Source organism: Streptomyces sp. NPDC127117, assembly GCF_042677325.1.
GTDB lineage: Bacteria > Actinomycetota > Actinomycetes > Streptomycetales > Streptomycetaceae > Streptomyces.
Window position 1 is genome coordinate 76386 of the sequence record NZ_JBHXTM010000028.1, and the last position, 13706, is coordinate 90091.

Sequence of the window (13706 nt, forward strand, 5' to 3'; positions counted from 1 at the left end):
CGCCCGTAGCGGAGGGAACCGGCGTGCGCCGCATGGACTGTCTGTAATTGCGGGTAAGACATCCCTAGTGGGGAGGGGCGACACGCAGGTTCGGGCGTCTCACGTTCGCCATCGGCGTACTGGCGAAAGGGGTATCTGCCTGGCCTGCGGGAACATCGTCTCGCACCATCGGGTTGGAGAAGTTGTCGGCGTTCGGGGCAGGAGGCCAAGGACGGTGTCGGCAGTTGGAATGAGCGGTCCCCGCTTGCGGGACTAAGCTGCGGAAGGACAGGGAGGGGACCGACCCCTTACTGCCTGACCGCTCTGAGGAGCGATTAACGATGTTCGAGAGGTTCACCGACCGCGCGCGGCGGGTTGTCGTCCTGGCTCAGGAAGAAGCCCGGATGCTCAACCACAACTACATCGGCACCGAGCACATCCTCCTGGGCCTTATCCACGAGGGTGAGGGTGTCGCCGCTAAGGCCCTGGAGAGCCTCGGGATTTCGCTCGAGGCGGTCCGCCAGCAGGTGGAGGAGATCATCGGCCAGGGCCAGCAGGCCCCGTCCGGGCACATCCCCTTCACGCCCCGGGCCAAGAAGGTCCTGGAGCTGTCGCTCCGCGAGGCCCTTCAGCTCGGCCACAACTACATCGGCACCGAGCACATCCTGCTCGGCCTGATCCGCGAGGGCGAGGGCGTCGCCGCCCAGGTCCTCGTGAAGCTGGGCGCCGACCTGAACCGGGTGCGGCAGCAGGTCATCCAGCTGCTCTCCGGGTACTCGGGCAGCAAGGAAGCGGCCACTGCGGGCGGCCCCGCGGAAGGCACGCCCTCCACGTCCCTGGTGCTCGACCAGTTCGGCCGGAATCTCACCCAGGCCGCTCGCGAATCCAAGCTCGACCCGGTCATCGGGCGCGAGAAGGAGATCGAGCGGGTCATGCAGGTGCTGTCCCGCCGCACCAAGAACAACCCGGTTCTCATCGGCGAGCCCGGCGTCGGCAAGACGGCGGTCGTCGAAGGACTGGCGCAGGCCATCGTCAAGGGCGAGGTGCCCGAGACCCTCAAGGACAAGCACCTCTACACCCTCGACCTCGGCGCGCTGGTCGCCGGCTCCCGGTACCGCGGTGACTTCGAGGAGCGCCTGAAGAAGGTCCTCAAGGAGATCCGTACCCGCGGCGACATCATCCTGTTCATCGACGAGCTCCACACCCTCGTGGGTGCGGGTGCCGCCGAGGGCGCGATCGACGCGGCGAGCATCCTCAAGCCGATGCTGGCCCGCGGTGAGCTCCAGACCATCGGTGCCACCACGCTCGACGAGTACCGCAAGCACCTGGAGAAGGACGCCGCGCTGGAGCGCCGCTTCCAGCCCATTCAGGTCGCGGAGCCGTCGCTGCCGCACACCATCGAGATCCTCAAGGGCCTGCGCGACCGCTATGAGGCCCACCACCGCGTCTCCATCACGGACGAGGCACTGGTCCAGGCCGCGACACTGGCCGACCGGTACATCTCGGACCGCTTCCTGCCGGACAAGGCGATCGACCTGATCGACGAGGCCGGTTCCCGGATGCGCATCCGCCGGATGACCGCGCCGCCGGACCTCCGCGAGTTCGACGAGAAGATCGCCGGCGTCCGCCGCGACAAGGAGTCCGCGATCGACTCGCAGGACTTCGAGAAGGCCGCGTCCCTGCGTGACAAGGAGAAGCAGCTCCTCGCCGCGAAGACCAAGCGCGAGAAGGAGTGGAAGGCCGGCGACATGGACGTCGTGGCCGAGGTCGACGGCGAGCTGATCGCCGAGGTCCTGGCCACCGCGACCGGCATCCCGGTCTTCAAGCTGACGGAGGAGGAGTCCTCCCGTCTGCTGCGCATGGAGGACGAGCTCCACAAGCGCGTCATCGGGCAGAAGGACGCCATCAAGGCCCTCTCGCAGGCGATCCGCCGTACGCGAGCCGGTCTGAAGGACCCGAAGCGCCCCGGTGGCTCGTTCATCTTCGCCGGCCCGTCCGGTGTCGGTAAGACGGAGCTCTCCAAGACGCTCGCCGAATTCCTCTTCGGCGACGAGGACGCGCTGATTTCCCTCGACATGTCGGAGTTCAGCGAGAAGCACACGGTTTCCCGCCTCTTCGGTTCGCCCCCCGGTTACGTGGGTTACGAAGAGGGCGGCCAGCTCACCGAGAAGGTGCGCCGCAAGCCGTTCTCCGTCGTCCTCTTCGACGAGGTCGAGAAGGCCCACCCCGATATCTTCAATTCCCTGCTCCAGATTCTGGAAGACGGTCGCCTGACCGACTCCCAGGGCCGGGTCGTGGACTTCAAGAACACGGTCATCATCATGACGACCAACCTCGGGACGCGGGACATCTCGAAGGGCTTCAACCTGGGCTTCGCCGCCCAGGGCGACGTCAAGACCGGCTACGAGCGGATGAAGAACAAGGTCAACGAGGAGCTCAAGCAGCACTTCCGGCCCGAGTTCCTCAACCGTGTCGACGACACGGTCGTCTTCCACCAGCTCAGCCAGGAAGACATCATCCAGATCGTCGACCTGATGATCGCCAAGGTGGACGAGCGTCTGAAGGACCGCGACATGGGCATCGAGCTCAGCGGTGACGCCAAGACGCTGCTCGCCAAGAAGGGCTACGACCCCGTGATGGGCGCCCGGCCGCTGCGCCGGACGATCCAGCGCGAGATCGAGGACATCCTCTCCGAGAAGATCCTCTTCGGTGAGCTGCGCCCCGGTCACATCGTGGTCGTCGGCACCGAGGGCGAGGGTGAGGAGAAGACCTTCACCTTCCGCGGCGAGGAGAAGTCGGCACTGCCCGACGTCCCCCCGATCGAGCAGGCGGCAGGCGGCGCGGGCCCGAACATGTCGAAGGACGTGTGAGGACGCCACCGAGCGCCTGAGCAGTAATTGAAGGGGCTGCCCCGGACCGTGCGAAACGGTCCGGGGCAGCCCCTTCTTGTGCCACCGCGGTCACCGGTACACGTCGAGGCCCTCGTCGCCCGTGATCGACGCGTGGCCGGTGATGGTCACCCGGCACTCGGGCATCGCCTGCAACGGGGACAGATCGACGCGTTCGACATGCATGGGCGGACTGAGCATCAGCCACCTCAGAGCGGGGAAGACCCGGGGGATCCATTCGAGCCCGACCATGTCGGTGCCGGGGCGGAGCAACAGGTCCCTGACGGAAGCAACGGGCTGCTCGTCGCCGAACTCCGTCAGGGATGCCAGGGTCAGGCTGACGTCGGACACCTGTGGCGCCCGCCGGAGAGCGGCGAGCAGCGGCCGGACCGGCGTACGGGTGTCCAGGTCGAGCCTCTGCAGGCGCGTCCAGCCGTCGAGCGAGTCGACCTCGAACTCGACCGTGTCGTCGATGGCCAGTGAGCGCAGCCCGGGGTGGGCGGGCAACCGGGTCAGCGGTCCCGCCGCCACATGGCTGAGCCGCAGGGCGGCCAGTTCCTTCGAAGCCGTGGCGGCCAGCGCGGCGTCGGGGATATGGCTCATGTCCAGATCGACCATCTTCAGCGCTTGGAGTCCGACGAGCGGACCGAGGTCCCGTACGCCCGGACAGCCGCTCAGGGACAGGGACGTGAGACTCCCGGCGCAGTCCGCCAGGAACGAGAGATCCGTCAGGCAGGGGTTCCGGCGGAAGGACAGGTCGGTCCAGGGCCTGTCGCGCAGGGCGGCGCGGAGCTCGGCGGCGGTGAAGCCCCCGGTGATCAGCAGGTCCGTGACGGACGGCAGGTGGTGCAGCGCCGCCAGCTTCTCCAGGGAGTCGACGCGCAGGGTGTGGTACGCCAGGTCGAAGGCGGCGAGGACCTGCTCGGCGTACGTCTGCACCGGGTATCTGTCCCAGTTCGCCCTGAACGGGTAGCTGCGATCCGGGTGGGCGAGCGCCCAGCGGCGGGCGTGCGGCACGGCCCCCGCCCCGCCGATCTCGTTGATCAGGTCGATGAAGGTGCGGGCCTGATCCCTGCCGGGTACGAGAGCCGGGTCGGGCAGATGGGCCAGGGCGGCCGGACCGAGGCGGGCAAGCAGCCTCACGTACCCGTCGTCCTTCGGTGGGAACAGCGCCGCGACGGCCGCGTTGACCCTGTCCCGGGTCGTCTCGTCCAGCCAGGTCGCGTGCTGCGCGCAGAGCGCGGCCAGCACCACGATCTCGTCCCGGGCGACGGTGTCGGCCGGGCCGGGCCGGAAGTCCAGCAGACCGTTGACCAGTACGGGGTGCTCCCGGCGGCCGCAGTGGCCGGCCGACAGCAGGACGACGTCGTACCAGTTCTGGGAGCCCGCCCGGCCGAGCAGTTCGTTCAGCTGGTCGCCCTCGACGAACTCCTTCGCGGCGAGGAAGTCCTGGAAGGTGCGGTGGGCGAACTGGTAGACGTCGTCGGCGCGTTCCTGGAGGACTCCGCTGCGGTTCAGCAGATGGGTCAGGATCGCCTCGGGCGGGCCCTGGGCGCGCAGCCGCTCCATGCCGGGCAGGGCGCGCTCCAGCTGGCGCAGGGCCGCTGAGCGGTGCAGCTCCGACTGGCCGCCGCGGACCAGCCAGATCGCGATCCGCTGGAGGAGCTGGGTCTGCTCCGCCACGTTCATCGTGATGCCCTCGGGGGCCTCGATCCGGCGCTGCTTGTCGCGGTCGCCGAGGAGCATCGTGAGAGCCGAGTCGTACAGGCTCCAGCGGGTCTCCGGCAGGATGCCCTGGCGGCGGCGGTGCAGGGCGCAGATCACCGCGCAGAGCAGCGGCGTACGGGCCAGATTGCGCAGGGCCCTGCTCCGCTCGAACTGCTGGACCAGATCCCGTTCCAGCCTGCGGAGCGTCTCGTGGTCGTCGTCGTCCAGCCGGGCGGCCCGGTGCCAGGCGGCGACGAAGGCCCCGATGTCCTCGTCCCGCATCGGCAGCAGCCGCAGCTCCTCGAAGTCCTGGGCATCCAGCCAGCCCGGCTCGACGGCCAGCGGACGCACCGTGGCCACACAGCGGATGTCCGGGTACCGGTCGAGGAGCCGGGAGAGCCACTCGTGGGCCTGCTCTCGGTCGTCCTGCGGGACTTCGTCGAGGCCGTCGACCAGCAGCAGCGCCCGGCCGGACTCCAGTACCCGGCCGACCCAGCCGTCGGGGGCCGTGTCGATCACCAGCCGGGCGGCGTCGGGGAGCTGCGCGGGGGCGGGGAACGTGCCGCCCTGGGCGCGCAGGGTGCGCAGCGGCACGACGAACGGGACCAGGCCGTTGAGCGGGGCCAGCTGCGGGCCCAGCGTGCCGGCCGAGGCGTGTGCGGCCAGCCACCACAGCAGCGTGGTCTTTCCTGCGCCCGCCTCGCCGCGCAGCAGTACCCGGGGGCGGTCGGGGAGCAGCGCGTCGATCCGGGTGGGCGGCGGCCCGGTGCGCCCGGGGTTCTGCTGGGCCTCCAGGCTCAGGTACGCGGTGTCCAGGTCCCATTCGGAGTCGCGCCGGCCCAGCTCGTCGAGGCCGAAGATCTTCGTACGGCGGTACGCGGCCCCGAGCGCCGCCGCGTACTCCTCCTCGTACCGCGCGTCCCTGGGGAAGCGGCCGTGCACCCGCTCGTGGCGCAGTGCGGTGCCGGTCTGCCGGTAGACCAGCTGGAACGGCTGGGAGGCGACGAGCGGGGCGACCGGTACGCACTCCACGCGCCGGCCGCCGCGCTGCCGGGGGATCTGGCGGGCGATGCCGATGAGGACGTTCCCGGCGAAGACGGGGCCGCCGGACATGCCGCGCAGTGACGGGGCCCTCGTGTCGTTCACCGGCGGCGGGCCGTCCAGCTCGCAGACCAGCAGTCCGCGCAGGTGCCCGGCCATCGGCAGGGCGGTGGCCGTGTACTGGTCGGCCTCCAGATGTTCCTCGGGGCCGTACCGCTGGATGTCGGGGAAGCCGGTGATCTCGCAGCCGGAGAGCGCCTGCTCGGCGTGGAGGACGCCGAGCCGTACCGGGGCGAACGGGAGCACCGGGTCGGCGGTCAGCAGGAGGGCGGCGTCGAGATCGTGGTCGATCCAGGCGACCGTCGCCGCCCGGTGGTCCGGCAGGCGCGGGTGGGCGACGGTGGCCCGGCCGCCGCCCTTGACGACGTGGGCGCAGGTCAGTACGAGCCGGTCGGTGAGCAGGGTGCCGCTGCCCTGGACCGTTCCGGCGCCGAGGACGACGACCGTGCGTGCCGTGGGCGCGGCGGGCGGCGCGGGGTTCACGGCCGGGGCGCCCCGCCGCCGAAGTGCGCGGTGCTGCCCGGGTCCTCATGGCCGATCTGCCAGGGGCCGCCGGTCGTGGCGTCGCGCGGTTTCAGGGTGAACGCGACCTTGTGGGTGCGGCCGGTCGCGCGGGAGGCGTCGGTGCCCGCCTCGACCACCCAGGCCTTGACCTTGCCCCCGCCCTTGATCTCCTTGCGGAGTTCGAGGGTGAACTCCATCTGGATGTCCCCGACCTCGAAGGCCACGGGGCGGCCGGTGGCCCGGCCCGCGGCGTCGATGAGCTGGTTGCGGATCGACTCGACGGCATCGGCCAGCTCGATGCCGTCGATGTCGCTGGTGTCTGCGGCGTCACTGGCCATGGCATGTCCCCCGGAGTCGGCCTGGTCGTCGGATCAGCCTAGCCAGCGCACAGGCCGAAGGTCCCGAAACGGACAGTCTCGGGGCCCGCCGGCGGTGACAAGGCGCACAGCCCCTTCCGGGCCTACTAGGGGTGATAGGAGCGGGTGTCGTGATCGTGGCGGGGACCTTCGGCCCCGTGGTGGAGGGGGCTTCCGGCGTGGAAGGGGGTGATGCCCGGATCGCTGTTATCTGTCCGGTTCGAGAGGTTTGGAACTGGGGTTAAACCTGGCCGGAACAAGAGTTTCGACGGGTTCGGGTGCGGGTCGGCGTAAACCCGCGGCGGTGAATTCCCGAGGTGCCGGATACGGCTTTTGTTCGTAGATGGGGTGTTTGAGCAATGGAGGGGGTGCGGGTTACCAAGGGATGGCCAGCCCGGCCGAAGCGCCGGGTCCAGTCATCTCCGGAGGTTCTCCGCATATGTCGAAGCGCGTTTCGTTCCAGCACTCCCGCCGCCCGTCCGTGTCCCGTGTCCGTGGTGCCGTCGTGGCGGCCGGTCTGGGCACGTCGATGGTTCTCGGTGTGGGCGCTGCGTTCGCGGCCGGCACCGCGGGCGCCCCGGATTCGGTGAACCTGATCGACGCCGGTACGGCCGACTCGGTCGCCCGGCAGGCGGCCGTACAGGGCAAGGTCGCCGAGAAGGCCGCCGCCAAGAAGGCGGCGGCGGTCAAGAAGGCGGCCGCGGCGAAGAAGGCCGCCCTGAAGAAGGCGCAGGGCTGGGAGGCCCCGGTCAGCCGCTACGAGCTGAGCGCGAGCTTCGGCAACGACGGCAGCCGCTGGGCCCACAAGCACTCCGGCCAGGACTTCGCCGTGCCGGTCGGCACCAAGGTCGAGGCCGCGCACAGCGGCACCGTCGTGAAGGCCGGCCCCAACGGCGGCGGCGACGGCCCCGCGTACGGCAACGCCGTCGTGATCAAGCACGCCAACGGCACGTACTCGCAGTACGCCCACCTGTCGAAGATCGAGGTGCGGATCGGCGAGGCCGTGAAGACGGGCGAGAAGATCGCGCTCTCCGGCAACACCGGCAACTCCAGCGGCCCGCACCTGCACTTCGAGATCCGGCACTCCGCCGACTACGGCTCCGCGGTCAACCCGGTCGGCTTCCTGCACAAGAAGGGCGTCACGGTCTGACCCGACCGGGACGGCCCCGTCACCCGTCGGATTCCGCGCCGTGTGCCTGGGTGATCAGTTCGAAGGCGACTTCGAGGATGGCCTTGCGCTTCTCCTCGGGGCTGCCTTCGAGGTCCTTGAGGGCGAACATGCCCGCGTGCATCGTGAAGAGCGCGGTGAAGCAGCGCACCTGGTCGGTCAGTGACGCGCCGGGCTCCTGGATCAGGTCGACCAGGGCGATGACGCGTTCCTTGATGGTCACCCCGATGCTGAGGTCGCGTACGGCCGCCTGGTTCTCCTGCATGAAGCGGAACAGCGGTGCGGCGGCGACCAGCGCGTCGCTGTAGCGGCCGAGGATCTCCTTCTTCGTCTCCAGGGTGCGCGGCTGCTCCTTGCCCCAGGCGAGCAGCTCCTCGACCGGGCGGTTGAGGTCCTCGAAGATGCTGACCAGGATGTCTTCCTTGGTCTTGAAGTGGTAGTACAGCGCCGCCTTGGTGACTTCCAGCCGCTCGGAGATCTCGCGGAGCGAGGTCTTCTCGTAGCCCTGCTCGGCGAAGAGCTCCAGAGCGACGTCCTGAATGCGCTGGCGCGTGTTGCCACGGCGCTGCTGCGGCGTGCTCCCCATGAAGCTCTCCTTTGCTACGAACTTACTTGACGCCCGGCTAGTTGGGGGTCTACTTTCCCCAGTGTAGTTACTAGCCGGGCGGCAAGTAAGTGTCTGGCTCGCACCGGGGATCAACAGGGGATCAGGGGAGTGGGGACCAATGACCGATCTGAAGAAGGCGGCCGGCGGGAAGGCGGCCGTCGCCGACCGTCCGGCCGGGAAACCCGAGACACCGCAGCGCAGCGTCCGGGTGGTGATGCTCGCGCTGATGATCACGATGCTGCTGGCCATGCTGGACAACCTGATCGTCGGTACGGCCATGCCGACCATCGTCGGCGACCTCGGTGGCCTGGAGCATCTGTCCTGGGTGGTCACCGCGTACACCCTGGCCACCGCGGCCTCCACCCCCATCTGGGGCAAGCTCGGCGACATGTACGGGCGCAAGGGCATCTTCCTCACGTCCATCGTGATCTTCCTGATCGGCTCGGTGCTGAGCGGAATGGCCCAGGACATGGGCCAGCTGATCGGCTTCCGGGCGGTCCAGGGACTCGGTGCGGGCGGCCTGATGGTCGGCGTCATGGCGATCATCGGCGACCTCGTACCACCCCGCGAGCGCGGTAAGTACCAGGGCATGATGGCCGGTGTCATGGCCATCGCCATGATCGGCGGACCGCTGGTCGGCGGCACCATCACCGACCACCTCGGCTGGCGCTGGAGCTTCTACATAAACCTGCCGCTGGGCGCGGTCGCCCTCGCCATGGTCACCGTCGTGCTGCACCTGCCGAAGCGGAAGGCCGTGAAGGCCAAGGTCGACTACCTCGGTGCCGGGCTGCTGACCCTCGGCATCACCGCGATCGTGCTGGTGACCACCTGGGGCGGTACCGAGTACGACTGGAACTCCGCCATGATCATGGAGCTCTCCGCGATAGGTGTCGCCTCGCTCGTCGGCTTCCTCCTCGTCGAGACGAAGGCCGCAGAACCGATCATTCCGCTGCATATCTTCCAGAACCGCAACTTCACCCTGATGTCCGTCGTCGGGTTCATGTCCGGCTTCGTGATGTTCGGCGCGGTGCTCTTCCTGCCCCTGTACCAGCAGTCCGTCCAGGGCGCCTCGGCGACCAACTCGGGTCTGCTGCTCCTGCCGATGCTGCTGGCGATGATGGTCGTCTCGCTCGTCGCGGGCCGGGTCACCACCAGCACCGGCAAGTACAAGATCTTCCCCGTGGTGGGCTCCGTACTGATGGTGACCGGGCTGTTCCTGCTCTCGCAGATGGACGTCGACACCACGCGGTTCACCTCCGGCATCTACATGGCGGTGCTCGGCGCGGGCATGGGCTTCCTGATGCAGATCACGATGCTCGTCGCGCAGAACAGCGTCGAGATGAAGGACATGGGCGTCGCCTCCTCCGCGACGACCCTCTTCCGTACGCTCGGCAGCTCCTTCGGCGTCGCGATCATGGGCGCCCTGTTCACCGGACGGGTGCAGGACGAGATGGTCGCCCGCGGCGGCGGTGCGGCCACCGCGAAGTCCGCGCAGCTGGACGCGGAGAGCCTGGCGAAGCTGCCCGAGGCGGCGCGTGAGGCGTACCAGTTCGCGGTGTCGTCCGGGACGCACATCGCGTTCCTGGTGGCCGCCGTGGTCGCGCTGGTCGCTCTGCTCGCCTCGGTCTTCGTCAAGGAGGTGCCACTGCGCGGGGCGGGCCCGGCCACCAAGCAGGCCGAGGCCGTCTGATCCGCGGCGGTGTACGAAAGGAGGCTCCCGGGGCGCACCCCGGGAGCCTCCCGTCGTATCCGGCTCAGGCGCCGGTCCGCCCGCGGCCGGACTTCGCGCTCTTCGCGCTCTTCGCGCTCTTCGCGCTCTTCGCACCCTCGTCGTCGTCCGGGCTCCGCTGCTCGGACACCTGGAGCATCGGGAAGCTGCCGGTGTTCGTCGGCGCGTGCTCGGGCAGCCACAGCACCGCGATCGCCCCGCCCGTGCCGGGCGGCGCCCCTTCCGGCGCCGCGTTGCGGAAGGTCAGCCGGGCCCCGAGGACCCGCGCCTGACCGGCGGCGATGGTCAGCCCGAGACCGTGCCCGCGCCCGGCCCGGTCACTGCTCCCGGTACGGAACCGGCTCGGCCCCTCCCGCAGCAGCGCCGCCGGGAACCCGGAGCCGTGGTCGCGGATCCGCACCACCCGGCCCTCGACCGTGACCTCCACCGGGGTGGCGCCGTGCTTGGCGGCGTTGCCCAGCAGATTGCCGAGGATGCGTTCGAGCCGGCGCGGATCGGTGTTGACCCAGGACTCGTGGACGACCCGCACCCGCACATCCGGGTCCAGCAGCGCGATCCGCCGGCTGACGAACTCGCCCAGCGCGATCTCCTGGAGCTCGGCCCGCTCCGAGGCACTGTCCAGCCGGGCCACCTCCAGCACGTCCTCGACGAGGGTGCGCATCGCCTGCGCCCGGTCCCGTACCAGCTCGGTGGGGCGGCCGTCCGGCAGCAGCTCGGCCGCCGTCAGCAGACCGGTCACCGGCGTACGCAGCTCGTGCGCGATGTCCGCGGTGACCCGGCGCTCCGCCTCGATCCGCGCGTTCAGCGCGTCCGTCAGCGCGTCCACCGCACCGGCCAGCTCATCGGTCTCGTCCTGGACGACACCGCCGACGGCCTCCCGGACCCGTACATCGGTGTTGCCCTGCGCGACCCGGCCCGCCGCGGCCGCCGCCTTGCGCAGCCGGCGCGACAGCTGGCCGCCGATCAGCACGCCCAGCGCGCAGCCGCCGAACACCACCGAGACCGAGCCGATGATCAGAGCCCGGTCGAGATCGCGCATGATCGTGGAATTGCGGCCGGCGAACCGGGTGTGCAGCGAGAGCACGTCGCCGTTGCCGACCGGCACGGCCGCCCACACATCGGGTACCCCCTTGGCGGTCTCGTCGACATGGGTGGCGCGCCGGTTCCGGGAGGTCTCCGCGCGCAGGCTGCGCGGCATCGTCGGGTCGTTGAGCTTGGCGCCGAACCGGGGGTCGGTCTTCTTCGTCTTCGTCGCCTCGTACAGCAGCTGCGCGTACGTCAGCCGCTCCAGCTGGACCTCGCGGGCGTTCTCCAGCATCGAGACCCGGGCCGCGTTGTGGACGACGAAGCTGAGCGCGACCGCGGTCAGCGCGCCGACCGCCGCGATCGCGATGCTGATCTTCCAGCGGACTCCGGTCCGCAGGGCGGGCCGCTTCATGGCCTGAGTTTGTAGCCGAAGCCGCGGACCGTCTCGATCCGGTCCTGGCCGATCTTGGTGCGCAGCCGCTGCACATGGACGTCCACGACCCGGGTGTCACCACCCCATCCGTAGTCCCAGACCCGCTCCAGGAGCTTGTCGCGGGAGAGCACCGTGCCGGGCGCCGCGGAGAACTCCAGCAGCAGCCGCATCTCGGTCGGGGTCAGCGGCACCTGCTCGCCGGCGCGGTGGACCGCCATGCCCTCGGTGTCGACCTCCAGATCGCCGAAGACCAGCACCCCGCCGACCGGCTGCGGCTCCGGCTCCCCGATGCCCGGCCGGCCGCCCGTGGCATGGCCGAAGCGGCGCAGCACGGCACGGATCCGGGCGACCAGGACCGCCCCGTCGAAGGGCTTGGTGACGTAGTCGTCCGCGCCGGCCTCCAGGCCGAGCACCACGTCGATCGAGTCCGCGCGGGCCGACAGCATGATCACGGGCACGGTCGACTCGTCGCGGATCCGCCGGCAGAGGCTGACCCCGTCCAGCCCCGGCACCATCACGTCGAGCAGGGCGATGTCGGGGCGGTCGGCCCGGAACGCCTCCAGCCCCGACAGGCCGTCGGGCATGGCGGTGACCGCGAAGCCGTCGCGCTCCAGCGCCAGCTGGGTGGCCTCGCGGATGACGTCGTCGTCCTCGACGAACAGGACGTGGGTCTCGGCCATCGGAATGCTCTCAGTTCCCCGGCGGCTCGGGGTCCGGGGCAGGAAGGACCGCCCCGCCGCTGCCGACGGCTCGGTTGAAGTCGTTGTGCACCCGGTCGTGCTCGCTGAACCGGTTGCCCGCCCAGCGATAGGTGATCACTTCCTCGCCGGAGGGATACGCGACCGAGTCCTTCTTCTCGTACACCTGGGTCGTCACCACCAGATCCCCGCGGTCGATGGTGCCGTAGACCGCGGGCTGCTCGATGGCGAACACGTTCTCGTACCGGCCGTTGCTCCGCGGGCGGTACACATAGGTACCGACGCCCACCGAATCGCCGCAGGTCATCACGTTCACCACGACATCGGGGGAGGAGCCGCCGGTCACGGTGCCGTACGAGGTGTCCACCGGGTACTCGGAGCCGGTGCAGGGCTTCAGATCCGTCCGGACCCGCTCGCTGACCTTGGGGTCCTGCTTGAGCAGCGCCACGGGATCGATCCGCGCGGAAGGTGCCGCGGAGGAGGACGGCTCGTCGCTGGGGGTGACCTGGGCGACGGGCTGGGTGCCGGCCGGGCCCTCGTCGCGGGTGCCGGTGCCGCCGGTCGAGCAGCCGACGGTGAGCAGCCCGAAGGCGGCGAGGCCGACCAGGGTCGTGGCGCTCGCCGCCCAGCCGGTCATGATCCGGCCACGTAGGACGGTGGCCGCACGGCCACCGTCGTCACTTCCACCGCCACGGTCGCCGTCGCCGCTGCCGTCGCTGGCTGTCAGGCCGCGCAACGCTCCCGCCCCCGTTCATCGAAATGCCTGCCCGTCCGCGTCCGCGCACGTGCCGGAGCACGGTGCGCGGCCGGGCGCCGCTCGTCGGCGAGCGCGGTCTCCCGGTTCGCCGCCTCACGGCTCTCCAGCTCCTGGCGCAGCCGTGCCAGCGCACGGTGCAGCGTGCTCTTCACCGTACCGGCCGACATGCCGAGCGCGGCAGCCGTCTCCTCCGTACTCATCTGCTCCCAGTGTCGCAGCACGACGACGCTGCGCTGCTTCGGAGCCAGTACGCCCAGCACGTCCATCAGCAGAGCGCGGTCGGCGCGCTGCTCGGTGCCGTCCTCGACGCTCGCGTCGGGAAGCTGCTCGGTGGGAACCTCGTCCAGCTTGCGGGCCCGCCACCACTCGGTACGGGTGTTGATCATGACGCGGCGCAGATAGGCGTCGGCCAGGGACTTGTCGGCGATGCCGTCCCAGCGGCCGTACGTACGGACCAGGGCGGTCTGGAGCAGGTCCTGCGCGTCCACCGGGTCGGGGACGAGCCGTCGCGCGCTGCGCAGCAGCGCGTCGTGCCGAGTGCGTACGTAGTCCTCGAATTCGAGCACCTCGCCGTGCGCCATTCCAACCGCCTCCGTCCCCGTGGATCCCCGTAGAACCGCCGTCAGCCATCGTTCGGTCGGGCTGACGGGAGAAGACGCTACGGAGCTGTTGTCACGGGGTTGTGCGGAGCAGCCATACGCCGACGCACGGCTGTCCATCGGTTGTGTAACAGCGGGGGAGCGGGGCGGGTGA

10 protein-coding genes are annotated in these 13706 nt (G+C 70.0%); 3 read left to right on the top strand and 7 right to left on the bottom strand.

Annotated elements, in window-relative coordinates; genetic code table 11:
- The first annotated feature begins 320 nt into the window (after positions 1-320).
- Positions 321-2849, top strand: a complete 2529-nt coding sequence (locus ACFVH0_RS24265; RefSeq protein WP_266492539.1) for an ATP-dependent Clp protease ATP-binding subunit — start codon at positions 321-323, stop codon at positions 2847-2849.
- 90 nt (positions 2850-2939) lie between these two features.
- Here ACFVH0_RS24265 and ACFVH0_RS24270 read toward each other — a convergent pair whose 3' ends face one another.
- Positions 2940-6158 carry an NACHT domain-containing protein gene (locus ACFVH0_RS24270; protein ID WP_385823233.1) on the bottom strand — a complete coding sequence of 1073 codons (3219 nt, stop codon included), beginning with the start codon at positions 6156-6158 and terminating at the stop codon, positions 2940-2942.
- A complete protein-coding gene (locus tag ACFVH0_RS24275; RefSeq protein WP_385823235.1) occupies positions 6155-6517 on the bottom strand; it encodes a trypco2 family protein in 363 nt (120 codons plus the stop codon). The genes ACFVH0_RS24270 and ACFVH0_RS24275 overlap by 4 nt, the downstream gene beginning before the upstream one ends.
- Before the next feature lie 457 nt (positions 6518-6974).
- Between ACFVH0_RS24275 and ACFVH0_RS24280 the strand changes: the two genes are divergently transcribed.
- Positions 6975-7685, top strand: coding sequence for a M23 family metallopeptidase (locus ACFVH0_RS24280; RefSeq protein ID WP_385823237.1), 711 nt, complete (start codon positions 6975-6977; stop codon positions 7683-7685).
- Positions 7686-7704: 19 nt separating this feature from the next.
- Here the strand turns inward: ACFVH0_RS24280 and ACFVH0_RS24285 are convergent, their stop codons facing one another.
- The gene (locus ACFVH0_RS24285) at positions 7705-8289 is read right to left on the bottom strand and encodes a TetR/AcrR family transcriptional regulator (RefSeq protein WP_385823239.1); all 585 of its coding nucleotides are present in this window, start codon (positions 8287-8289) and stop codon (positions 7705-7707) included.
- 139 nt (positions 8290-8428) lie between these two features.
- Here ACFVH0_RS24285 and ACFVH0_RS24290 point away from each other — a divergent pair, with 139 nt between their 5' ends.
- A complete protein-coding gene (locus tag ACFVH0_RS24290; RefSeq protein WP_385823241.1) occupies positions 8429-10000 on the top strand; it encodes an MDR family MFS transporter in 1572 nt (523 codons plus the stop codon).
- A gap of 64 nt (positions 10001-10064) precedes the next feature.
- Here the strand turns inward: ACFVH0_RS24290 and cseC are convergent, their stop codons facing one another.
- The 4 genes from cseC to ACFVH0_RS24310 are packed head-to-tail and all read right to left on the bottom strand — an operon-like array spanning position 10065 to position 13534.
- The gene (cseC, locus tag ACFVH0_RS24295; RefSeq protein WP_385823243.1) at positions 10065-11477 is read right to left on the bottom strand and encodes a two-component system sensor histidine kinase CseC; all 1413 of its coding nucleotides are present in this window, start codon (positions 11475-11477) and stop codon (positions 10065-10067) included.
- Positions 11474-12178, bottom strand: a complete 705-nt coding sequence (cseB, locus tag ACFVH0_RS24300; protein WP_385823245.1) for a two-component system response regulator CseB — start codon at positions 12176-12178, stop codon at positions 11474-11476. Before cseB ends, cseC begins: the two co-directional genes overlap by 4 nt.
- A gap of 10 nt (positions 12179-12188) precedes the next feature.
- Positions 12189-12932 (bottom strand): hypothetical protein, encoded by a 744-nt coding sequence (locus ACFVH0_RS24305; RefSeq protein ID WP_385823247.1) that lies wholly within the window; start codon positions 12930-12932, stop codon positions 12189-12191.
- Positions 12920-13534, bottom strand: coding sequence for a SigE family RNA polymerase sigma factor (locus ACFVH0_RS24310; RefSeq protein WP_385823248.1), 615 nt, complete (start codon positions 13532-13534; stop codon positions 12920-12922). Before ACFVH0_RS24310 ends, ACFVH0_RS24305 begins: the two co-directional genes overlap by 13 nt.
- Between the last annotated feature and the right edge of the window lie 172 nt (positions 13535-13706).